Genomic DNA, 22,283 nt, shown 5'->3' with positions numbered 1-22,283 from the left:
TCGAGATCAGCGGCGGGTCGGGGATGTTGGCTAGGCGTGCCGGGTAGGCCGGCAAACCGATGGCGACAGGAGGTGCGCCGCTTCAACAGCCTTTGTCCCGTTCGTGTTGAATATCGCCCGCCTTTGCGGCGTGATAATTGGTGAGACCGGCGTCACATGGAATTTCAAGAAGCGCGGCGATGTGGCCGCAAAGACGTTCGCCGTTAATACACCGGAAAAATGCGCGAAAAGGCGACGTCGGTATGACGTTGGCAATGCCTCCGTGCAGGCGCGCGGCGAACCGCATCGTCAACCCAATACTCGGTGACTGGCTTGCGATAGAGAAAAGACCGAAGGGCATGTTTGTGGCAACAGATGGCGCCGTATAAATTTCGCCTGAGATATCGCGAAGCCGAACGCATAAGGTTCTTTCACCCTACGGAGAATCTCACCGGTCTCCTGCCCGGCTTCAGTTTCGCCCGGTGTTAAAAGGAGCGGGCGCCATTTTTCACCTTATCCAGATCATTCGATATGGATCTCAGAAAGGGAGGACGAAGCATGGCTTTGGACAATGAAGACGACACGGATTTTGTGAAGTTCTGGAACTCGGTTCTGGAACCAAAATTCACAAAATATAGGCACATCTTACAGGGCGGGCTGTCACGCCATTCCGCTGCAGTAATTCCGAATTTGCCCATCAAAAAAGGGATGTCAGTGCTCGACGTCGGCTGCGGCTGGGGAGATATGTCGCTGCAAGTTGTCGAGATGGTCGGCTCCACTGGGCGCGTCGTTGGTATCGATTGCGTCGATGCTTTCCTGGAACAAGCGCGCGAAGACGCTGCTGCACAGGGTCACACGAACGCCGAGTTTCGCCGTGGGGATGCAGAGATCGCGCTGCCCGAAAACGAATTTGACTACGTGGTCGCGCGGTTCGGAACCATGTTCTTTACGAACCCCGTTCCAGCATTGCGGCGCATGCGTCTGGCGCTCAAGCCAGGCGGACAGATGACACATATCGTCTGGCGTCGTCGCGAAGAAAACCCGGCCTGGCAGGCAGCAAAGGACATCGCCCTTCGCCATCTCCCGCCTCCGGGCGAAGACGCAGACTCGTGTGGACCCGGCCCATTCTCAATGGGCAATCAGGAAACGACGGGCTTAATGATGAAAAGCGCTGGCTATGAGGACGTTACTTTCACCCGCGTGGACGAAAAGATTATGGTCGGCACAACCCCGGAAGAATGCATCGCATTCGCCTTGGCAATCGGTCCAGCCGGCGAAGTCTTCCGCGAGGCCGGAGAGGCGCTTGCCGAGGCCAAGCGCCCCGAAATCGAACGCGAGATGCGCACTTTCTTTGAGGGTCTGGAACGGGACGGGAATGGTATCTGGGCGCCGACGTCCTCTTGGGTGATCTCCGCACGCAATCCCACTTGAGCATCAAATTGATACGACGCCGCACCGGCGGCCTTGTTTGAGGTCACAAAAGCAGGACACAGATCGGCTTTGGACCCTCTGCGGACATCCGATTTCTTGGATGCCTTTTCTTTTTAGGCCGCCGAGCCACCCACGGTCAGACCGCCGATCAAAAGCGTTGGCTGCCCGACGCCAACCGGCACCCATTGCCCGTTTTTGCCGCAGTTTCCCACACCAGGGTCGAGTTTCATGTCGTTGCCAATGGCGCGGATTTGCTTGAGGGCGGTGGCGCCATCTCCGATCAGGGTGGCACCTTTAACGGGGGCTCCGACCTTGCCGTTTTTCACCCTGTAGGCTTCCGTGCAGGAGAAGACGAATTTGCCCGACGTGATGTCGACCTGACCGCCGCCGAAGCCGATGGCGTAGATGCCGTCTTTTACATCCGCGACGATATCTTCGGGGTTTGCGTCGCCCGACAGCATGTAGGTGTTGGTCATGCGGGGCATGGGCGCGTGGGCATAGCTTTCGCGGCGTCCGTTGCCGGTGGCGGCCACCCCCATGAGGCGGGCGTTTTGGCGGTCCTGCATGTAGCCGACAAGGACGCCATCTTCGATCAGGGTGTTTTTTGCGCCGGGCGTGCCTTCGTCGTCAACGGTGATCGAGCCGCGACGGTCGGGGATGGTGCCGTCATCAAGGACGGTGACGCCTTTGGAGGCGATTTGTTTACCCATGAGGTCGGAAAACGCGGAAGAGCCTTTGCGGTTGAAGTCGCCTTCAAGGCCGTGGCCGATGGCTTCGTGCAACAGGATGCCTGGCCATCCGGGGCCCAGTGCGACGTCCATGACGCCTGCCGGGGCGGGAACGGCCTCGAGGTTGACGAGAGCGATACGCAGGGCTTCTCGGGCGGTGGATTTCCAGTGGTCGGGGTCGATGAGGCCGGTCAGCGCGTAACGCCCGCCGCTGCCGGAATTGCCGCTTTCGCGACGGCCATTTTCCTCGACGATGATCGACACGTTGAGGCGGGTCATCGGGCGGGTATCGGTGACGGAGTGGCCTTCGGGGCGGAGAATCACCACTTCCTGAATGGAGGCAGCAAGGGCTGCGGAGACCTGAATGACGCGTTTGTCCAAGGCGCGGGCATAGGCGTCGATTTCACAAAGTGTTTCGATCTTGACGGGAAATTCCGCATCCGCCATCGGATCCGTGTCACCGTAGAGCTTTTGATTTGTCGCGTGCGGGGCCTCAGCGAGGGTGCCGCCGCCGTCTCCGACAGCCAGACGCGCGGTATCGACGGCGCGCTTCAGGGCGTGTTCGGTGATCTCGGTAGAGTGAGCATATCCAGCGGTTTCGCCCTTTACAGCGCGCAAACCAAAGCCTTGTCCTGCGTCATAACTGGCGTTTTTGAGCCGTCCATCGTCGAAGGACAACATTTCCGAGCGGCGGCGTTCCAGGAACAATTCGCCGTCATCAGCCCCTGCGACAGCCTTGCGCAGCATTGCAAGCGCGCGGGCCTCGTTAAGCAGAGTCTCGAATGGGCGGAAGGGGGCTGTCTCGGCCATTTTTTATCCTTTTCGCGGGGGCACAGGCGGCTGAATGCCGCAACTCAGTGTCTTGTTCCCTAGGGCCTAATATGATTTCTAAGGCGCCAAGAACAACAGTGCCGCGTGAGGTTTCTTGCGCGGCAAGGGAACACCAACAAAAACAGGACCATCTTCGACATGCGTCTTTCGACCTTTCTTACCGGACTGGGCGCCACTTTTGGCGCGGCAGGCTCCGCTCTCGCTCAGGACCTTCAGATCATTGGCCAGCCCACGGACGGCTTGATGGGCTTTCAGCCCCAAGCCACTGGCATCATGCAGGATCTGGTTTGGCTGGATAACTTCTTGCTGGTGATCATTTCGATCATCACGCTCTTTGTTGTGGGACTTTTGCTGTATGTGATTTTACGCTTCAACAAGCGCGTCCATCCTGAGCCAAAAACATTCACTCACAACACGCCGATCGAAGTTGCATGGACAGTCGTGCCGATTGTGATTCTCGTCTTCATCGGGGCGTTCTCGCTACCGGTTCTGTTTAAAGAGCAGATCATTCCCGAAGGCGATGTGTTCATCAAAGCGACGGGCTATCAGTGGTACTGGGGCTATGAGTATGTTGATGAGGGCATCGAGTTCGAAAGCTACATGATCGGGTCTGATGCGGGCAACATGCTGACGCCGGAAGTGTCTGAAGAGCTGGTAGCCGCCGGCTATACGGACCGGCAGTTCTTGCTGGCGACGGATACATCCATCGTCATTCCGACCGGCAAGGTTGTTGTGGTTCAGGTGACTGGAGCGGATGTGATCCACTCTTGGACTATTCCGGCCTTCGGCGTGAAACAGGACGCGGTTCCCGGTCGTCTGGCCGAGCTGTGGTTTGAAGTCGATGAGGGCATGGAGGGCATTTACTTCGGTCAGTGTTCCGAGCTTTGCGGGTTGAGCCATGCGTATATGCCGATCAATGTCAAAGCGGTGACTGAGGCGGATTATGAAGCCTGGTTGGCCGAGACGAAGGTTGCGCAGGGCATCGTGGACGGGTCCGTTCAGGTCGCGGCAGCCGAGTAAGGGCGACTTGAAATGACGGATATCTCAGCCAGCATTACCCGCGAATACGAACCGACTTTCGGGGACTATTTTGCACTGTTGAAGCCACGGGTGATGTCGCTTGTGGTCTTCACGGCGCTGGTCGGTCTTTTGGTGGCCCCTGTATCGCTGCATCCGGTCGAGGCTTTCGCCGCGATCTTGTTCATTGCTGTTGGCGCGGGTGCGTCGGGCGCTTTGAATATGTGGTACGACGCCGATATTGATGCGGTGATGCGGCGGACGGCGAAGCGTCCCGTACCATCGGGCCGCGTTGAGCCGGGCGAGGCTTTGGCCATTGGTGTCGGACTTTCGGGAATTTCCGTCGTGATGCTGGCCTTGGCCACAAATCTTTTGGCGGCGTTTCTTCTGGCGTTTACGATCCTCTTTTACGCCGTCGTCTACACAATGTGGCTGAATCGCTCGACGCCGCAGAACATTGTGATTGGTGGGGCGGCTGGTGCGTTTCCTCCGCTGATCGGCTGGGTCGCGGCGACCGGGTCGGTTTCGGTTGAGGCCGTTTTGATGTTCGCGGTGATCTTCATGTGGACGCCGCCGCATTTTTGGGCTTTGGCGTTGTTCATGCGCTCGGATTATGACGACGCGGGCGTGCCGATGTTGACGGTGACGCATGGGCGCAAGTCCACACGCAATCACATCCTTGCCTACACGGTTTTGCTGGCCCCGGTGCCGGTCTGGCTGGCGCTGACAAGCATAGGCGGTCCTGTGACCATGCTTGTCGCGGTTGCTCTGAATGCGTGGTTCCTCTGGGGTGCCTACCAGATTTGGCGGCGTGACGAGGTGATGTCCGAGGCCGATAACTTTAAGGTCGAGAAAGCATTCTTCCGCTTCTCGCTGTATTATCTGTTTGTGCATTTTTGCGCGCTTTTGGTGGATTATGCGCTGAAAGCAGGAGGCGTTATCTGATGGACCTGAAAGCAACACACGAACTGCATCAACGGCGCCTATCGCGCAACGTGGGTGTGGCGTTGACGTTGGTGTCTTTTGTGGCCGTGGTCTTTGGCCTGACGGTTGTGAAAGTCACCAGTGGCGAGGCCGTACAGGGTTTTGACCACACCGTGCGAACAGAATTGTTGCCGGTGGAGAACAACTGATGAGCGACGTGACCAAACTGCCGCGGGATCCCAAGCAGAAGACTGTTCTTCAGCTTGTCGGTGTTGTGGTGTTTATGGGCTCGCTCGCCTGGGCGTCAGTGCCTTTGTATGACTGGTTTTGTCGAACAACCGGTTGGGGCGGGGCGACGGATGTGGCCGAGGCCGCAATGGATGAGCCGCTGCAAGAGACCATCAAGATACGGTTTGATGCCTCGAAAGAGAAGGGCATGCCTTGGGAGTTCAAACCTGTCGAGCGCGAGATGGAAATCCGCATTGGTCAGGAGGGTCTGGCGTTTTACGAAGCTTACAACCCTACGGATCGCCCGATTGCCGGAACGGCAGCGTATAATGTCGCACCTTTCGCGGGTGGGTCGTTCTTCTCGAAAATCGCGTGTTTCTGCTTTGAGCTTCAGATTTTGGAGCCGGGCGAGCGCGTTTTGATGCCTGTGAGCTTCTTTGTGGAGCCGGAAATTCTGGATGACCCAGACGCCAGCCATGTTACGGTCATTACATTAAGCTATACGTTCTATGAAACAGACCTGCCGGAGGACTACGCTCCCAAGCAGGCGGCGCTGGTCACCGAAAGTGTGCCTGTGCAAGATATCAACTAAACGCCCGAGGGAACCTCTAATATGGCGCATGCAAAAAACCACGACTATCACATTCTAAGCCCTTCGATCTGGCCGCTTCTTGGCGCGGTGGGTGGCTTTGTCATGCTGTTTGGGGCGGTGCTTTGGATGCACCAGGTCACGCCATTCATGTTCTTCGTTGGCCTCGCGCTTGTGCTTTACGTGATGTTTGCGTGGTGGTCCGACGTGGTGTCTGAAAGCCGCATCGGCGATCACACTCCGGTTGTCCGGTTGGGGCTTCGGTATGGCTTTATCTTGTTCATCATGTCCGAGATCATGTTTTTCGCAGCCTGGTTCTGGAGCTTTTTCAAGCATGCGATCTATCCGATGGATCCGAACGGGCTGTCGCCTGCGATTGATGGTATCTGGCCGCCGGTTGGCATCGAGACGTTTGATCCCTGGCATTTGCCGCTGATCAATACGTTAATCCTGCTGTGTTCGGGCGCTGCGGCGACTTGGGCGCACCATGCTTTGGCGCACGAGAACAATCGCAAAGACATGGCGACGGGCCTGATCCTCGCGGTTCTGTTGGGCATGCTGTTTACGGTCTTCCAGGTCTATGAATACAGCCACGCGGCCTTTGGGTTCTCGGGCAATATCTACGGCGCAAACTTCTTCATGGCGACGGGTTTCCATGGCTTCCACGTGGTAATTGGCACGATCTTCCTGTTCGTTTGCTACATGCGCTTACGTGCCGGGGATTTCACACCACAAAAGCATGTCGGTTTCGAGGCGGCTGCCTGGTACTGGCACTTTGTGGACGTGGTCTGGTTGTTTCTGTTTGCTGCGGTCTACGTCTGGGGCGGCTGACACGCGAGACGCGGTATGCGCCTCCGGCGAAGGTATTTGTAAAAGGATAAAGGCGCGGGGGCTCTCGCGCCTTTGGCTTGGGAGACCCTTCATGCGGCGCATGATTTTGCCATTGGTATTCGGGATTGTCGGCTGTCTTGTGCTGTCGACGCTGGGCGCGTGGCAGTTGCAAAGGTTGGCGTGGAAGACCGCGATGCTGGACGAGATCGAGGCCAGGATCGGCGCCGCGCCGGTGGCTTTACCCAATGCGTTCGATGTCGAAGTGGATCGGTTTTTGCCGGTTGCTGTGTCGGGGCGGACCCTTGGAACCGAGTTGGTGGCCTTAACGTCAGTGCCGCAGGTTGGGCCAGGGTTTCGGGTTGTGTCTGCCTTTGAAACCGACGGTGGCCGTCGGATCTTGGTCGACGAGGGGTTTGTGCCGAGTGCGTCGCGCGATGCGGAGCGGCCGGGCGTCGCGATGGAGGTCGTGGGCAATCTGCATTGGCCGCGTGAGGTCGATCGTTTCACGCCCGCGCCGGATTTCGCGACCGGGCTGGTGTTCGCGCGCGATGTGGACGTGATGGCGGCGGCATTGGGCACGGAACCTGTGTTGATCGTGGCGCGCAGTGTGTCGGGGACTGACCCGCGAGCGACGCCTTTGCCGGTCACGAGTGTGGGCATTCCGAACAACCATCTGGGCTATGCGGTGCAGTGGTTTGGCCTTGCAATTGTCTGGGCGGGGATGACGGCGTTTTTTCTTTGGCGTATGAGGCGGGGACGCGGCGAGGAAGTGTGATGAAATATGTATCGACCCGGGGACAGGCTCCGGTTTTGAATTTTGAAGAGACGATGCTGACGGGGCTGGCGCGCGATGGCGGGCTTTATGTGCCGGACAGCATTCCGCAGATGTCTGCCGGCGATATCGCAGCTTTGGCGGGCCTGTCCTATGAGGAAAAGGCGTTTCGGGTGATGCGTCCTTTTATCGGCGATGCATTCACCGATGATGAGTTTGAGGCGATCATTGCGCGGGCCTATGCCTCTTTCAGCCATGACGCACGCGCGCCTCTGGTGCAGCTTGGGGCGAACCATTTCCTGTTGGAGTTGTTCCACGGCCCGACCCTGGCGTTCAAAGATTTTGCGATGCAACTGATCGGGCAGATGTTCGAGGCAGCCCTGACTCGTCGGGGCGAGAAAGTTACGATTGTCGGCGCCACGTCTGGCGATACCGGGTCGGCGGCGATTGAGGCGTTTCGGGGTCTGGACGCGGTCGATGTGTTCATCATGTATCCGCATGGACGCGTGTCCGAGGTGCAGCGCCGCCAGATGACCACGCCAGTCGAGACGAACGTCCACGCTTTGGCGGTGGACGGTGATTTTGACGATTGTCAGGCGGCAGTGAAGGATATGTTTGCGGACTTTGAGTTCCGCGACGAGGTGCGACTTGCGGCGGTGAATTCGATCAACTGGGGTCGGGTTCTGGCGCAAGTTGTTTATTTCTTCTCGTCTGCGGTTTCTTTGGGAGCTCCAAAGCGTTCGGTGAGTTTCACCGTGCCGACAGGGAATTTTGGCGACATCTTCGCGGGTTACATTGCCAAGCGCATGGGGTTGCCGATTGAGCGCTTGGTCGTCGCGACAAACCAGAACGACATTCTGCATCGGACGCTGAAAAGTGGTGCCTATACCAAAGAGGGTGTGACGCCCTCGATCAGCCCGTCGATGGATATACAGGTAAGCTCCAATTTTGAGCGCGCGTTGTTCGAGGCCTACGGTCGCGACGGGCGCGCGGTTGCTCAGTTGATGGACGAGTTGAAGGGCAGCGGAGGCTTTCCGGTCTCGCAGGGCGCGATTGGTGTCTTGCGCGATATCTATGGGTCCGGGCGGGCATCGGAAGACGAAACCACCGCCATGATCACGGCCATGCAAAAGCGGACCGGCGAGGTTCTTTGCCCGCACACGGCAGTGGGCGTGAAGGTGGCGATGGATCAGGGCGTCTCGGCGACACCGATGATCACTTTGGCTACGGCGCATCCCGCCAAATTCCCGGATGCGGTTGAGGCGGCAACTGGAATTCGCCCACCCCTTCCAAACCGGATGGGGGATCTTTATCAAAGGTCAGAACGGGTCACACGTGTTGGGAATGACCTTGGGGAGATTGAAGCTTTGATCCGAAAGAGGCGCACAACGTGACCGTTGAAATACATCGCATGTCGAACGGCGTGCGCGTCGTGACCGAACATATGCCGGGGCTGGCGTCGGCTTCGCTTGGGGTTTGGGTGGCCGCCGGAGGGCGGCACGAACGCCTTGAGCAGAACGGCATCGCGCATTTCCTTGAGCATATGGCGTTCAAAGGCACGGCAAAGCGATCAGCTTTGGATATCGCCGAGGCGATCGAGGATGTGGGCGGCTATATCAACGCCTATACCAGCCGCGAGATGACGGCTTACTATGCGCGCGTGCTGGAAAATGACGTGCCGCTGGCGTTCGATGTGATCAGCGATATTGTGTTGAACCCGGCGTTTGACCCGCGCGAGGTCGAGGTCGAGCGCCACGTGATTTTGCAAGAGATCGGACAGGCGCACGATACGCCGGACGATGTGATTTTCGACTGGCTTCAGGAGACCGCGTATCCAGACCAACCTTTGGGGCGCACGATTTTGGGGCCCACCGATAAGGTGTCATCGTTCGGTGTTTCGGATCTGTCGGGGTTTGTGGCCGAGCGTTATGCGCCCGGAAACATCATTGTGTCGGCGGCTGGGGCCGTGGACCACGACGCGATTGTGAAGGCGGCGGAAGCCGCGTTCGGGCATTTGGCGGCGCAGGGCGGCGGAGCGACGGATCCTGCGGCGTTTAGGGGCGGTGAGCATCGGATTGAGAAAGACCTTGAGCAGGCTCATTTTGCATTGGCGTTTGAAACGCCGGGGTATCGCGATCCGGCCGTGTATACGGCGCAGATTTTCTCAACTGTTTTGGGCGGCGGCATGTCATCCCGGCTGTTTCAGGAAGCCCGCGAGAAGCGAGGGCTTTGCTATACGATCTTCGCGCAGACCGGGGCCTATGCCGACAGTGGTTTGCTGACGATTTATGCGGGCACGGGGGCGGATGACATCGAGGGTCTGGTGAACCTGACCGTGGATGAGATGAAGCGGGCGGCGGATGATATGACGCCGGCTGAGATTGCGCGGGCGCGCGCGCAGATGAAGGCGGGGATGTTGATGGGCCTGGAAAGTCCGTCAAGCCGTGCGGAACGTCTGGCGCGTCTGATGTCAATCTGGGACCGGGTGCCGTCTTTGGAAGAAACAGTTGAATTGATCGATGCCGTGACGACAGGCGATGCCAAGGCGTTTGCCGCCGGATTGGTTGAGAAGGCGGATACAGCATTGGCGCTTTATGGGCCGGTTTCGCGTGCGCCGGAGCGTGAGGCTTTGGCGGGTAGGCTTGCGGCGTAATGCTTAAGTTCGGGCGCAAGGTCCGGATTGACACCGGGCGGATGATCTTGAGACCGCCTGTGCATGGTGATTTCCGTCATTGGTCGGCTTTGCGGGATCAAAGTTCTGAATTTCTAACGCCATGGGAACCGCGCTGGGCGCGGGATCATCTGTCGCGCAAGTCCTTCGTGAACCGGGTATACTGGGCAAGCCGGTCGATTGCGCAAGGCACCGCTTTGCCGCTGTTCATGGAGCGGCGCGAGGATGGGCGGCTTTTGGGGGCGATCACATTGGACAATATCCGACGTGGTCCGGCTCAGGCAGCGACAATCGGCTATTGGGTGGGCGAGCCGCATGCGCGTGAAGGCTATATGCGCGAGGCATTGACGGCGATGGTGCATCACGCGTTTGAAGTGTTGGATTTAAGCCGCCTGGAAAGCGCGTGTTTGCCGGAAAATAAGGCGTCGCGCGGGCTTTTGGAAAAATGCGGGTATAAATATGAGGGCGTGGCGCAGTCCTATCTTCAGATAGACGGGCGCTGGCGCAACCATGTTCTGTACGCAAATTTGCGCGGTGATCGGCGTGGCAAAGTCGACGGCTGACAGCGTATTTTTCTGGCTCTGCGCTATAGGTATTCTCAAAAAGGGGAAGGCTTAGCGGTCCTGCGATGCGTAAAAGTCGCTGAGGCGTTTTCCGCGGTCTTCCCGGAAAGGCGCTTGTTCGGTGGTGTCGACAATGCGGTCGGCGCGGAGCATCCGAAAGTCATTTCTGAGTTCGCACTACGCCACAAGCGTCCAGCCTTTGCCCCAGAACCACAGTCCAAGCGGGCGGACGGTTCGGGTTGTGGCGGCGCCGTCTTCGGTTGCATAGGCGAGTGCGAGGCGGGTCTTGGCTTCGACGGCGCGTTCTAATGTATCCAGGCGCGCGCGGGTGGCGTCGTCCAGGTCGGGCATCTCGAAGGCGTGACCCTGCACGTGCGCGGGCGTCCTCGGGCAGAACGGCGCGTATTTTTACCAGGGCGTCTTCGGCGGCTTCGGCCATGGCTGTGCCACCCCAGGCACGGATCAGGCGCGCGCCTGCAGTCGGGGCCACGTTCTCGGAGCGGGTGAACATCAAAGGTGGCAGGTCGTAACCTTCGCGCATGATGTAGCCGACGCCCGCTTCGCCATCAATTGGCACGCCGGTGCCGATGAGGTCAGCGATATCGCGATATATCGTGCGCTCGCTGACCTCGAGCTTTTCCGACAGTTTTGCCGCCGTGGTGAGCCGACCGTCGCGCAGGAATTGCACGATCTGAAAGAGACGGTCGGCCCTGCGCATCAAGCGGCGTTCGCTTCAAACAGGCCGATGGAATTGCCATCGGGGTCAAGAGCGTATTGGAAGCGGGACAGGATCGGACTTGACGGTGCCTCCGGCTTTCCGGCAGCGATCGGCGGCGGCTTCCAACGTGTCCGGCACTATCAGGTGGATTGTTGGTCCGTTTCCAGCCGCGGAAGGTTCGCCCGGAAAGAGATGCCCTGAGACGCCAGACATGTCGTCTTTGAACATGGCAATTGGATTGCGGCCGTTGTCGTCACGGGTGAGGCTGAAATCAAACACAGACATATAAAACGCGATACCGCGATCAATGTCACGCAGGGGAATTTCGCACCATACGACCGGATTGGCAGGAGAGTTAGTCACTTCCGGCGTTCCTTTGTTGGATGAATGCCTGCTTGTTGCATACCCCTCCTGACAGGATGGTGTCAGGAAGATTTGGGGGCGAAGTGATTTTTTGCGTGTTGCTGGACTTGCCCGCCAGCCGGCATCAGAAAGGATCGGCAGTTTCCCAAATCGGCCTAATCATGCTTGCGCGACTTTTCAGTTTTTTTGCCAACAGCCTTTTTGTCGCTGTGATCGTTGGTGTTGCGGTTCCGGGCACGCATCGCATGGTTCTGCCGGGGGCCAATGGGCTGGCTGAGATTGCGCCGCGCGTCTGGACCGATGCGCCGGGTCGTGCATCAGAATTGCTGGGTCTTGTTGAGGCGTCGCGCGGCCGTGTCGAGGGCTTTTTTGGGGATCTTGCGCCGCGTCCGACACTTATTCTTTGTGGCACGCGTTCTTGCGCGCGGGCCTTCGGCACCGGGGGTAACGGGCTATCGATTTCAGATATCGCGGTGATGACCGCTCCGGGCGGTCTGACGGTTGGGACGCTGACACATGAAATGACCCATTCGCGGCTTCATCGCGCGATGGGACCGCGCAATCTGGTGCGCCAGCCTTATCCGACCTGGTTCGACGAGGGGCTGGCCACGCATGTTGCAAATCATCCAAGGGGCGGAGGCCGCGTTACCGCGTTTTCACGCACACGAATACGGGAAGTGCGCCGCTTCTGGCAGTGGGATGATGCTTTTCGCGCACTTGGCGTCGGACGGGCCTACGGGTCGGCGGCCGCAGAGGTTGCGGCGATTGAGCGCGCGGCGGGGCGCGCGGGCCTTTTAGAGCTTATTGCGCGGGCTGAGGCCGGGGAGAGGTTTGATAGCGTACTGGAGGAGGTGTTGTCGCGATAGCGCTGGTGCGAGGCGGGTTTTGAGCGACCATACCGACCCCTCAATCATTGTATACGGGGCTGCGTCCAGACAGGGGTGCAATCGACTGTTTTGGCGACGCCGGGCGCGCGTCTCCATTCAACCAGAAAGGCGATCTCGATTGTTTTCAGCTTTTGATATTGCGGCCTGTCATCGTTCCAAACGCGATACAGATAATATGCGTAAACGAACGCGCGCCGCTGTGGAACCACGTCATAACCTTGGTCTTTAAGAAGTGAGAGGAACCTGCGCCAGCGATAAGTCTCGCAGACGGCTGAAACCACTTTTGGCCTTGGGGTCGGGGGCATTGCGAGACGGCCGTTGCAGGGGTCAACGAGTGTGCCGTCGGTCAGGCGCATTGAAGCGGCGGTCAAGGTTGAAATGTTCTGGATTGTGACGACGACCAGCGCCAGCGCGGCAAACGTGCGGCCAACCTTGCTGGAGCGCACCCGCAAAGGGAGCGCCCATTCGGTGATGCAAGCAAGACGTGGTTGCTGGCGCACCCCAGTCGACGGCTTTGTCGCCGCGCCATGTGAACGGACGCCACGCCAAAATCCCCGCTATTGGCCAAAGCAGCGGTGAACTTGCCGCGAGGCGGCGTAACGCGCGCCATTTCAGGAAGTCGTCCGTTGGGAATGGCTAGGCTGGGTTTGCGGCGCCCATTCGGCGCTACGGCAACTCCGCACTTGGAATAACGGGGAAGAAATGCGCCTGCGACCAGAGGCCGAACCAACTGGTTCCTTCGACGTCATGGTGTGCTCCGATGTCGACCAAACGGTAGAAGCTTTTGCGGTCGATGAGGGCTTCAAGATCGGCGCGGATCAGGACGTAAGGCGCGGGTTCTCCGGTTTGTGCGTCACGTTCTACGCGGATCGGGTGGGCGCGGCCTGCGGTAGCGGTATCGCCGAGGTTGGTCTCGAAAGTGAGGGTTTGGTTGGGGCCTGTTCCGGTCGCAGTGAAGTCGACGGCGACGAAGGGGGCGTCATCAACCTGGATGCCGACTTTCTCAACAGGCGTGACAAGGACGTAACGATCGCCGTCTTTTCGCAGGATTGTGGAGAAAAGGCGCACAAGCTCGGGGCGGCCAATGGGTGTGCCGAGATAAAACCACGTCCCGTCGCGCGCAATCCGCATGTCGATATCGCCGCAATCAGGGGGATTCCACAGGTGTACAGGCGGCAATCCGCGTGTTTTTACGGCGCGCGCGCTTGCGGCAATGCCTTCCGCACTGGGTTTCACGATGTTTTGTGCCATTTCTTCTTTTGCCATTTGTTCAATACGCCATACTTGGGTCTAGTAAGATCATAGAATATTTGGAGCCCGTTGCCATGACAGAAACCCCTGACCTTGTCGCCGAGATTGAACAGCTGGGCGAAAAGCTTGCTACGGCGAAGGCGAGTATCACCAAGCGGTTCATTGGGCAGGAGCGCGTGGTCGACCTTGTTTTAAGCTCGATCCTGTGTGGTGGGCATGGGCTTTTGGTCGGTTTGCCGGGGCTTGGAAAAACGCGGCTGGTGGATACGCTGTCCACTGTATTGGGCCTTGATGGCAAGCGGGTGCAGTTTACGCCCGATTTGATGCCAGCGGATATTCTGGGATCGGAAGTTCTGGAAACCGGTCCCGATGGCAGTCGCGCGTTCAAGTTTATTAAGGGCCCGATTTTCTGTCAGCTCTTGATGGCCGACGAGGTGAACCGGGCGTCTCCGCGAACGCAGTCGGCGTTGTTGCAGGCGATGCAGGAAAAGGCCGTGACAGTGGCGGGCGTGCCGCATGATTTGCCAGCGCCGTTTCATGTTCTGGCAACACAGAACCCGATCGAGCAGGAAGGCACCTATCCGTTGCCGGAAGCACAGCTGGACCGGTTTATTGTTCAGATTGATGTGCCCTATCCGGATCGCGACACCGAGCGTAATATTTTGATGGCGACGACCGGGTCAGCTGAAGCGGTTTCAACGCGGGTGTTTTCGCCGCAAGAACTTATGGCGGCGCAGGCTTTGGTGCGTCAGATGCCGGTGGGCGAGGCTGTGGTTGAGTTGATCCTTGATCTGGTACGCGCCTGTCGCCCGGAGGAACCGGGTGCCAGCGATATCGTGCGCGAGAATGTTGGTTGGGGGCCGGGGCCACGGGCGGCGCAGGCTTTGATGCTGACGGTGCGCGCCCGCGCGTTGCTTGAGGGAAGGCTGGTGCCGTCGATCGAAGATGTGGCGGCGATGGCGACGCCGGTTCTGACGCACCGCATGGCGCTGACGTTTGCCGCACGTGCACGCGGTCTCGAATTGAACACTGTGATAAGACAGGTGACCGAAGTTGTGACCCGCACGGAGGCGGCCGCGTGAGAGACGTCGCGCGCTTAAGACAGGATGCCGAGACCCTCGCGGGCTCGTTCCCTCCGCTTCTGGCGGCAGCGGAGCATTTGGCGTCAAGCGTCATGGCGGGCGAGCATGGGCGACGGCGTGTGGGGCAGGGCGATCAGTTCTGGCAGTACCGCCCCAGCCATGCAGGCGACGAGGCGCGCGCAATCGACTGGCGGCGCTCGGCGCGGTCGGACGATGGTTTGTTCGTGCGCGAAAAGGAATGGCAGGCGGCGCAGTCCGTGATGATCTGGCTTGATGCGGGTCAGTCGATGGAGTTTTCGTCCGATGCATCCCTGCCGACCAAGGCAGATGAGGCGCGTCGGTTGTGTCTGGCTTTGGCGGTATTGCTTATCCGGGGTGGCGAGCGGGTCGGGTTGACCAACGCAGGCCTGCCGCCGCGCGCGGGGCAGGTGCAACTGATGCGTCTGACGGCATCCTTGGCGGAAAGTGCTGCGGCGGCTGAGTATATCGCACCGGAATTGCGCGGTGTGCCGGGGCGGTCGCGCGCGGTGTTTGTGTCTGATTTTCTTGGGGATATTGCGCCTGTAAGTACAGCTTTGACGCGGGCGGCAGACCGGGGCGTTGATGGCGCGTTGGTGCAGGTTCTTGATCCGCAAGAAGAAGCCTTTCCGTTTAATGGACGCACAATTTTTGAAAGTATTGGGGGAACCTTGGCGCACGAAACGCTGAAAGCGGGCGATTTGCGCGACCGGTATCTGGAGCGGTTGGCGGCGCGCAAAGACGAGTTGCAGGCTTTGGCGCGGGCCACGGGGTGGCAATTTCATTGCCATCACACGGACAAGTCGGCGTCGGGCGCTTTGCTTTGGCTTTATGGCGCTTTGGAGCGCGTGCACTGATGTGGAGCATTGGCCCCATAGGATTTAGTGCGCCGTGGCTTTTGCTGGGCCTGATCGCTTTGCCCATCCTCTGGATATTGCTGCGCGCTGTACCGCCTGCACCGATCCGGCGGCGGTTTCCGGGTGTCGCGCTGTTGCTAGGGCTGACGGACGAGGAAACCCAGACGGACCGCACGCCTTGGTGGTTATTGCTGTTGCGCACGCTGGCGGTTGCGGCTGCGATTATCGGGTTTGCGGGGCCGGTTTTGAACCCGCAGGAGCGGCAAGCGGGTGACGGGCCATTGTTGGTGCTGATGGACGGCACCTGGGCCGGGGCGTCGGATTGGACCCGGCGGTTAGAACGCGTTGATAGCGCCTTGGGCGAAGCCGCGCAGGCCGGGCGTGAAACGGCTGTGATTGTTTTGACAGATCTCCCGGCAGGAGACGTGCCATTTCGATCGGCGGATGTATGGCGCGCGGAATTGCCGGGGCTGGCGCCTGCGGCTTGGGCTCCGGACGGGGACGTCGTGGCAGATTGGGCCGACGGGCTTGGGTCTGGATTTGATACGTTCTGGGTGTCGGATGGGTTATCCTATGCATGGCACGATGGACTTTTGGAAGTGCTTCAGGGCGCGGGCGCGGTTTCGGTGTTCGAGGCGCAGCGGCCGGTATTGGGGCTTCGGCCCGCGCGGTTTGCGGATGGCGCGATTGCGTTGGAGGCGGTGCGAAGCCGTGCCAGTGGCGCCTCTGAGGTCACGGTGATCGGGCATGGGCTTGATCCGTCAGGCACGCCCCGGCAATTGGCCAGTGCGACGTTTGAATTTGGCGATGGCGAGGACGTGGCGTCTTTGGCCTTGTCTCTGCCGCCTGAGTTGCGCAACCGGATCACGCGCTTTGAATTGTCAGGACAGCGGTCGGCGGGCGCGGTCAGCCTGACGGATGACGCCCTGCAACGGCGCGAGGTGGCATTGCTGGCTGCGCGCGACGAACGCGAGGGGCTGCAACTTTTGACGCCAACGCATTATCTTGAGCAGGCGCTGTTGCCGAATGCGGATCTGATCGAGGGCGATATCGGTGACATTGTCTTGGCGAACCCTGACGTGATTGTTTTGGCCGACATTGCGACCTTGGCCGCGGGCGAGACGGAAGCAATTGAAGGTTGGGTGCGCGCGGGCGGCATTTTGGTGCGGTTCGCGGGGCCTCGGCTGGCGGCGTCTGATGTGGGGCGCGACAGCGAGGCTATTTTGATGCCGGTGCGTTTGCGTGCAGGCGGGCGAAACGTTGGCGGCGCGATGTCGTGGGGCGAGCCGAAGGCGTTGCGTGGCTTCTTGCCGCAAAGCCCGTTTTTCGGCTTGGCCGTGCCCCAGGATGTCGCCGTATCCGCGCAGGTGATGGCGCAACCCGATCCGACGTTGGCCTCGCGCACCATCGCGGCGTTAAGCGATGGCACGCCTTTGGTCACAAGGAAGCGCTTGGATGCGGGACAGGTTGTCTTGTTTCATGTGACCGCCAATGCCGAATGGTCGACTTTGCCGCTGTCGGGTTTGTTTGTGCAGATGCTGGAGCGTCTTGCAGTGTCGTCGACACCGGATGCTGTGACAGCGGAAGATTTGGCCGGAACGGTCTGGACGGTGGATCAGGTTTTGACGGCGACAGGACAGATCGAGGACGCGGGCGCATTGTTCGGGGTTGCGGGCGAGGAGCTTGCGGAAGGCGCGCTAGGGGCGGACTTGCCGCCCGGGCTTTATGCGGGCGAGGACCGGCGGATTGCGCGGAATGTGATCGGGGCCGCGGATCGTCTTGAGCGGGTTGTCTGGCCCGCCGATGTGCCGGTTGAGGGCTTGGCGGTGACGGGTGAAACGCCGCTGAAGGGTCTTGCTCTGGCATTGGGCATGTTGGCGTTGATGGTGGATATTCTGGCGTCGCTTTGGCTGTCGGGTCGGTTGACCGGACCACGGGCGCAGGGAGTTGCTTTGATCGTGGCTGCGATGTTGATGGTGGCCCCTGAAGCGCGCGCGCAGGAGACGGTTGAGGACATTGAGAAGGCGTTGCTGGCGGCGTCTGAGTTGTCTTTGGGCTATGTGGTGACGGGCAATCGGCGGGTCGATGGGACGTCTGGTGCCGGCCTTCGGGGGCTGTCGAGCGTGTTGTTCCGGCGGACGTCGATCGAGCCAACGGACCCGTCTGCAGTGAATTTGGAGACGGATGAGTTGTCAGTCTATCCGTTCCTCTACTGGGCGGTGACGCCGGATCAGCCCCGCCCTTCGACCGAGGCTTATGCAAAGCTGAACCGCTATTTGCGCACCGGAGGCATGATCCTGTTTGATACGCGCGATGCGGATACCGCACGGTTTGGCGGCTCAAGCCCCAACGGGCGCAAGTTGCAGGAACTGGCTTTGCCGCTGGACGTGCCGCCTTTGGAACCGATCCCAAGCGATCATGTGCTAACGCGGACGTTCTATCTGTTGCAGGACTTTCCGGGACGTCACGCAAGCCCGGACGTCTGGGTGGAAGCTGCCCCTGCGGACGCGGAACGCGCGGACGGCATGCCGTTTCGCAATCTCAATGACAACGTAACGCCGGTGATTATCGGCGGCAACGACTGGGCGTCGGCATGGGCAATGGATGCGGCGGGCGCGCCGATGTATCCAGTGGGGCGCGGCTTTGCTGGCGAGCGACAACGCGAGATTGCCTACCGCTTTGGGGTGAACCTGATCATGCATGTGCTGACCGGGAACTATAAGTCGGATCAGGTCCATGTGCCTGCGCTGCTGGATCGGTTAGGGCAGTAATGGAAACCGGAACGATCCTCTTTGATCCGCTGTTGCCCTGGCCTGCGGTTCTTGCCGGGGCGATGTTGGCGGTGCTGTTTGTCGGTATTGCTGTCTGGCGCGGGCTTGCGGGCTGGTGGCTGCGCGGAATGGCGTTTGGGGTGTTGGTTTTGGCTTTGGCCAATCCGTCACTTCAGGTCGAAGACCGCGAGGCGTTGAGCGACATTGTTTTGTTGGTTGTGGACGAAAGCGCGAGTCAGGCGATTTCGGATCGGCCTGAGCAGATCACGCAGGCGATTGCTGGGGTTGAGGCCGAGATTGCGCGGCTGGACAACACCGAATTGAGGATTGTCACGCTTGGGGATGGCGAGGGCGATCAGGGCACGTTGCTGATGGGGGCTTTGGCCAATGCGATGGCCGAGGAGCCTCGGTCGCGACTTGCGGGGGCTATTTTGCTGACCGATGGTCAGTTGCATGACATCGAGCGCAGCCCCGATTTGCCTGCACCATTGCATGCGCTGCTGACCGGGCGTTCGAGCGATTGGGACCGCCGGTTGATGGTCCAAAACGCGCCTGCCTTTGCGATTTTGGATGAGCCTGTGACGCTGACGTTGCGGATTGAGGATCAGGGTGCGGTGCCCGTTGGTCTGCCCGAGCGCGCCGAGATTGAAATTGCCGTGGATGGTGCCGAGCCACAGCGGTTTACCGTGCCTGTGGGCGAGGATCTGGAGCTGCCGATCACGCTGCAGCACGGTGGCATGAACGTGATCCAGTTCACGCTGCCCGAGCAATTGGGCGAGCTGACGACACGCAACAATGCCGCCGTTGTCCAGATCAACGGGGTGCGGGATCGGTTGCGGGTTTTACTGGTGTCGGGGGAACCCCATGCGGGCGAGCGGACGTGGCGGAATTTACTGAAATCGGATGCCTCGGTCGATCTGGTGCATTTCACGATCTTGCGTCCGCCGGAAAAGCAAGACGGCGTGCCGGTCAACGAATTGTCTTTGATCGCCTTTCCGACGCGTGAGTTGTTTTTGGATAAGGTCGACGAGTTTGATCTGATCATTTTCGACCGCTACAAGCGGCGCGGGATTTTGCCGGCGATCTATCTCGATAACGTGCGGCGTTATGTGGAAGACGGCGGGGCGCTTTTGATTGCGGCAGGGCCAGACTTTGCGACAGCGGATTCGATTTATCGTTCGCCTTTGGCCGAAATTATTCCCGCAGCGCCTTCGGGGCGGGTGTTGGAAGAAGCCTATTTGCCGACCGTCACAGACATCGGTCAGCGCCATCCCGTGACCGAAGGGTTCCAACCCGAGGTTGAGGGCGATGATGCGCCGTGGGGGCAGTGGCTGCGGATTATTGATGTTGTGCCGGAGAGCGGGACGGCCGTGATGTCGGGTATTGATGAGCGCCCGTTGCTGGTGCTGGACCGTGTCGGGGAGGGGCGTGTGGCGCTTTTGGCATCGGATCACGCCTGGCTGTGGTCGCGCGGGTACGACGGCGGTGGGCCGCAGTTGGAATTGCTGCGGCGTCTGGCGCATTGGATGATGAAGGAACCCGACCTTGAGGAGGAGGCGCTGAGCGTTATGGCCGAAGGCCAGACGATGGTGATCACGCGCCGTACGCTGGGAGAAGATGTGGCCCCCGTTGAGATCACCGGGCCAGATGGCGCTGTGGTCACGGTGCCTCTGGAAGAGGTGTCCCCGGGGCGCTTCACCGCGACGTTCGAGGGTCCTGAGGTTGGGTTGTACCGCCTATTGGAGGGCGATCAGGACGCGGTGGTCGCACTTGGGCCATCCGCGCCGCGCGAGTTTGAGGAAACGATTGCCAGCGCCGCCGTTCTGGACGCCGCGGTGGCTGAAACACGGGGCGGCATCCGGGTTTTGGAAGACGGCGTGCCGGGTATTCGCACTGTGCGCGAAGGCCGCGTTGCGGCAGGGCGTGGCTGGATCGCAATTACGCCGCGCGAGGCCTATCTTACGGCAGATGTGCGCGTGTCGCCGCTGTTGCCTGGCTGGGCGTTATTGCTGTTGGCATCGTTTCTGGCGTTGGCCGGATGGTTGCGCGAAGGGCGGAGGTAGGACTTATTCTTCGCCCGGGCGCTTCAGCGAGAAAACTTCGGTGACGCGACTGTAGTCCCGGTAGCCAAGGCGCGCCAGGGGCTGGAATTTCAGGACGTCGAACATCCCATCCACCACACAATCGTCGCGCAGATGGACGCCGGTGACTTCGCCGAAGGTGACGAAGTTGGCGGCCCCCGGAAGCTGGACGATCTGGGTGACCTTGCATTCAAGTGACGCAGGTGCATTCGCGACGCGGGATGCGGCAATGGTTTCGCATTCGACGCGCGCGATCCCGGCCTTGTCGAACTCATCGACGTTGCGATCCCACGACCCGGAACTGACGTTCATCACGTCGCGCATTTCGTATTCGACGATGTTGACGCAAAAGACGTTCGTCTCGCGAATATTACCTAGGCTGTCTTTTGTGCCGTCACGGTCGGGCTTCGTCCCGGTCGAGGCGAACATGACCTGCGGTGGCACATAGGCGACCGCGTTGAAGAAGGAATAGGGCGCGAGGTTTTCGCGGCCATCTGTGCCCCGCGTTGAGATCCAGCCGATGGGACGCGGTGTGACCACTGCATTGAAGGGATTGTGCTTCAGGCCGTGGCCGTCTTCGGGGCGGTAGAACATGGGGCGCGGTACCTTTTTCTTCTTGCTGTTTGTCTCGGACCTAGCCCCGTGCTAGGCGCGTTTCCAGCTAAAAATGCCAAGTCGGGAAAGTTGGATGTACGGCCTAGAGCGCGAAACGAATGCGGATATTTGGGAGGTCGAGGCGCTCTTCGATCTTTGCTTTGCGCCGGGTCGCGAGGCGCTGTCGTCTTATCGCTTGCGTGATGGGGTCGATCCTGTGGCTGATCTGAGTTTGGTGGCGCGCGATGAGCTAGGCGTTTTGGCCGGGGCCGTGCGGTTCTGGCCCGTGCGCGTGGGCGAGGCGCCTGCGTTATTATTGGGGCCGATTGCCGTGCATCCGACCCGGCAGGGCGAGGGGCTTGGCGCACTATTGGTCGAGGAAAGCCTGTCACGCGCGGATGGCTGGAGCCGTGTGATGCTTATTGGCGATGCGCCGTATTACGGGCGGTTCGGGTTTACCAAGCTTGTTGGCGTGGATATGCCGCCGCCCACGAACCCCGAGCGGATTTTGGGCCGAGATATTACGCCGGGTGGCTGGTCTGGTGTTTCGGGGCGCGTTACGCCTTGGCACGCCTGATGCGGGCGGCGCGGTCTTAGGTATTTCGAAAAGGGTGAAGAGTTGGTTTCGTCGTCTTTGGCGAGGCGATTGGCCTGTTTCTTCACAATGACCTGACGCCCGTCGTGCATCGCCATGAGACGCGGGTCCGTGACAGTCTCGAGATCGGCGTCGCTGGCTTTTTGGTGCGCCCAGGTGGTGATCAGATTGAGGTGGTCGACGGTGTGCAGAATGTCGTCGATCAACCGGGCGCGATCGATGCCAGAGCGCGTGATCAGTTATTTAGGGATAGCGGTGTGGTCTGCGTCGGTGAGGGTATGGTCGCCGTGGGGTTTGATCTCGCCCTGTTTATTGATCACAGCCATCTGGGTCATTTCGATGTGATGATCGCGGCCTTCAGGATCAATGAGAAAGACTATTGTGCCGTTTTCGCGCAGCCCCACCTAGTATTCTTGGGGCGCACCGGTCACGTCAGGCCTTCGCAGAAGCGTCTGATGCGGGCTGAGGCCTCAATCAGGTCTTCGTCCGAGGTGGCGTAGCT

At 59.8% G+C, this 22,283-nt stretch carries 23 protein-coding genes and 1 pseudogene; 17 read left to right on the top strand and 7 right to left on the bottom strand.

The features are described from left to right. The first annotated feature begins 537 nt into the window (after positions 1-537). A complete protein-coding gene (locus Q1B15_RS17740; RefSeq protein WP_299756227.1) occupies positions 538-1,410 on the top strand; it encodes a class I SAM-dependent methyltransferase in 873 nt (290 codons plus the stop codon). A 113-nt stretch (positions 1,411-1,523) separates the two neighbouring features. Here Q1B15_RS17740 and tldD read toward each other — a convergent pair whose 3' ends face one another. Continuing rightward, complete coding sequence (gene tldD, locus Q1B15_RS17735; protein ID WP_299756225.1) at positions 1,524-2,948, bottom strand: metalloprotease TldD; 1,425 nt, start codon at positions 2,946-2,948, stop codon at positions 1,524-1,526. A 159-nt stretch (positions 2,949-3,107) separates the two neighbouring features. Between tldD and coxB the strand changes: the two genes are divergently transcribed. The 9 genes from coxB to Q1B15_RS17690 all read left to right on the top strand — a co-directional run bounded on the left by coxB (position 3,108) and on the right by Q1B15_RS17690 (position 10,564). Then, the gene (gene coxB / locus Q1B15_RS17730; RefSeq protein ID WP_299756222.1) at positions 3,108-3,989 is read left to right on the top strand and encodes a cytochrome c oxidase subunit II; all 882 of its coding nucleotides are present in this window, start codon (positions 3,108-3,110) and stop codon (positions 3,987-3,989) included. Between the two features lie 12 nt (positions 3,990-4,001). After that, entirely contained in the window at positions 4,002-4,931 is a 930-nt protein-coding gene (gene cyoE, locus Q1B15_RS17725) for a heme o synthase (RefSeq protein ID WP_299756219.1), read from the top strand. After that, a complete protein-coding gene (locus tag Q1B15_RS17720; protein WP_299756217.1) occupies positions 4,931-5,119 on the top strand; it encodes a hypothetical protein in 189 nt (62 codons plus the stop codon). The genes cyoE and Q1B15_RS17720 overlap by 1 nt, the downstream gene beginning before the upstream one ends. Next, positions 5,119-5,730, top strand: coding sequence for a cytochrome c oxidase assembly protein (locus Q1B15_RS17715; RefSeq protein ID WP_299756215.1), 612 nt, complete (start codon positions 5,119-5,121; stop codon positions 5,728-5,730). The genes Q1B15_RS17720 and Q1B15_RS17715 overlap by 1 nt, the downstream gene beginning before the upstream one ends. 21 nt (positions 5,731-5,751) lie before the next feature. Then, positions 5,752-6,558, top strand: coding sequence for a cytochrome c oxidase subunit 3 (locus Q1B15_RS17710; protein WP_299756214.1), 807 nt, complete (start codon positions 5,752-5,754; stop codon positions 6,556-6,558). Positions 6,559-6,649: 91 nt separating this feature from the next. Then, the gene (locus Q1B15_RS17705) at positions 6,650-7,333 is read left to right on the top strand and encodes an SURF1 family protein (RefSeq protein ID WP_299756212.1); all 684 of its coding nucleotides are present in this window, start codon (positions 6,650-6,652) and stop codon (positions 7,331-7,333) included. Beyond that, on the top strand, positions 7,333-8,724 hold the full coding sequence (gene thrC, locus Q1B15_RS17700; protein WP_299756210.1) for a threonine synthase: 1,392 nt from the start codon (positions 7,333-7,335) through the stop codon (positions 8,722-8,724). Before Q1B15_RS17705 ends, thrC begins: the two co-directional genes overlap by 1 nt. Beyond that, positions 8,721-9,983 (top strand): pitrilysin family protein, encoded by a 1,263-nt coding sequence (locus Q1B15_RS17695; RefSeq protein ID WP_299756208.1) that lies wholly within the window; start codon positions 8,721-8,723, stop codon positions 9,981-9,983. The genes thrC and Q1B15_RS17695 overlap by 4 nt, the downstream gene beginning before the upstream one ends. Further along, positions 9,983-10,564 (top strand): GNAT family protein, encoded by a 582-nt coding sequence (locus Q1B15_RS17690; protein WP_299756207.1) that lies wholly within the window; start codon positions 9,983-9,985, stop codon positions 10,562-10,564. Before Q1B15_RS17695 ends, Q1B15_RS17690 begins: the two co-directional genes overlap by 1 nt. 177 nt (positions 10,565-10,741) lie before the next feature. Here the strand turns inward: Q1B15_RS17690 and Q1B15_RS17685 are convergent, their stop codons facing one another. The 3 genes and pseudogenes from Q1B15_RS17685 to Q1B15_RS17675 form a co-directional block, all read right to left on the bottom strand. After that, positions 10,742-10,915 (bottom strand): WYL domain-containing protein, encoded by a 174-nt coding sequence (locus Q1B15_RS17685; RefSeq protein WP_299756229.1) that lies wholly within the window; start codon positions 10,913-10,915, stop codon positions 10,742-10,744. A gap of 250 nt (positions 10,916-11,165) precedes the next feature. After that, a pseudogene (locus tag Q1B15_RS17680) lies at positions 11,166-11,282 on the bottom strand (HTH domain-containing protein); the annotation flags it as partial. Between the two features lie 45 nt (positions 11,283-11,327). After that, positions 11,328-11,645 (bottom strand): VOC family protein, encoded by a 318-nt coding sequence (locus tag Q1B15_RS17675; protein WP_299756205.1) that lies wholly within the window; start codon positions 11,643-11,645, stop codon positions 11,328-11,330. Positions 11,646-11,806: 161 nt separating this feature from the next. On the opposite strand from Q1B15_RS17675, the gene Q1B15_RS17670 reads away from it, so the two are divergent. Then, complete coding sequence (locus Q1B15_RS17670; RefSeq protein WP_299756204.1) at positions 11,807-12,511, top strand: hypothetical protein; 705 nt, start codon at positions 11,807-11,809, stop codon at positions 12,509-12,511. Between the two features lie 44 nt (positions 12,512-12,555). Here Q1B15_RS17670 and Q1B15_RS17665 read toward each other — a convergent pair whose 3' ends face one another. Together Q1B15_RS17665 and Q1B15_RS17660 are read right to left on the bottom strand one after the other, a co-directional pair. Then, positions 12,556-13,032: a hypothetical protein gene (locus Q1B15_RS17665; protein WP_299756201.1), complete on the bottom strand. Its 477-nt coding sequence runs from the start codon at positions 13,030-13,032 to the stop codon at positions 12,556-12,558. A gap of 166 nt (positions 13,033-13,198) precedes the next feature. After that, positions 13,199-13,798 carry a DUF1285 domain-containing protein gene (locus Q1B15_RS17660; protein WP_299756199.1) on the bottom strand — a complete coding sequence of 200 codons (600 nt, stop codon included), beginning with the start codon at positions 13,796-13,798 and terminating at the stop codon, positions 13,199-13,201. A 59-nt stretch (positions 13,799-13,857) separates the two neighbouring features. Here Q1B15_RS17660 and Q1B15_RS17655 point away from each other — a divergent pair, with 59 nt between their 5' ends. The 4 genes from Q1B15_RS17655 to Q1B15_RS17640 are packed head-to-tail and all read left to right on the top strand — an operon-like array spanning position 13,858 to position 20,574. Next, on the top strand, positions 13,858-14,865 hold the full coding sequence (locus tag Q1B15_RS17655; protein ID WP_299756196.1) for a MoxR family ATPase: 1,008 nt from the start codon (positions 13,858-13,860) through the stop codon (positions 14,863-14,865). Then, a complete protein-coding gene (locus Q1B15_RS17650) occupies positions 14,862-15,740 on the top strand; it encodes a DUF58 domain-containing protein (protein ID WP_299756194.1) in 879 nt (292 codons plus the stop codon). The genes Q1B15_RS17655 and Q1B15_RS17650 overlap by 4 nt, the downstream gene beginning before the upstream one ends. Next, positions 15,740-18,511 (top strand): DUF4159 domain-containing protein, encoded by a 2,772-nt coding sequence (locus tag Q1B15_RS17645; RefSeq protein WP_299756191.1) that lies wholly within the window; start codon positions 15,740-15,742, stop codon positions 18,509-18,511. Before Q1B15_RS17650 ends, Q1B15_RS17645 begins: the two co-directional genes overlap by 1 nt. After that, positions 18,511-20,574 carry a hypothetical protein gene (locus tag Q1B15_RS17640; protein ID WP_299756189.1) on the top strand — a complete coding sequence of 688 codons (2,064 nt, stop codon included), beginning with the start codon at positions 18,511-18,513 and terminating at the stop codon, positions 20,572-20,574. Before Q1B15_RS17645 ends, Q1B15_RS17640 begins: the two co-directional genes overlap by 1 nt. A 3-nt stretch (positions 20,575-20,577) precedes the next feature. Here Q1B15_RS17640 and Q1B15_RS17635 read toward each other — a convergent pair whose 3' ends face one another. After that, the gene (locus Q1B15_RS17635) at positions 20,578-21,186 is read right to left on the bottom strand and encodes a flavin reductase family protein (RefSeq protein ID WP_299756186.1); all 609 of its coding nucleotides are present in this window, start codon (positions 21,184-21,186) and stop codon (positions 20,578-20,580) included. 94 nt (positions 21,187-21,280) lie between these two features. On the opposite strand from Q1B15_RS17635, the gene Q1B15_RS17630 reads away from it, so the two are divergent. Beyond that, positions 21,281-21,763 carry an N-acetyltransferase gene (locus Q1B15_RS17630; RefSeq protein WP_299756184.1) on the top strand — a complete coding sequence of 161 codons (483 nt, stop codon included), beginning with the start codon at positions 21,281-21,283 and terminating at the stop codon, positions 21,761-21,763. 104 nt (positions 21,764-21,867) lie between these two features. Beyond that, on the top strand, positions 21,868-22,281 hold the full coding sequence (locus tag Q1B15_RS23540) for a hypothetical protein (protein ID WP_366141743.1): 414 nt from the start codon (positions 21,868-21,870) through the stop codon (positions 22,279-22,281). The last annotated feature ends 2 nt before the right edge of the window (positions 22,282-22,283 follow it).

The organism is uncultured Boseongicola sp., assembly GCF_937988555.1.
Lineage (GTDB): Bacteria > Pseudomonadota > Alphaproteobacteria > Rhodobacterales > Rhodobacteraceae > Boseongicola.
The sequence above is the reverse complement of the archived record's forward strand: the minus strand, read 5'-3'. Positions and strand labels throughout refer to the sequence as shown.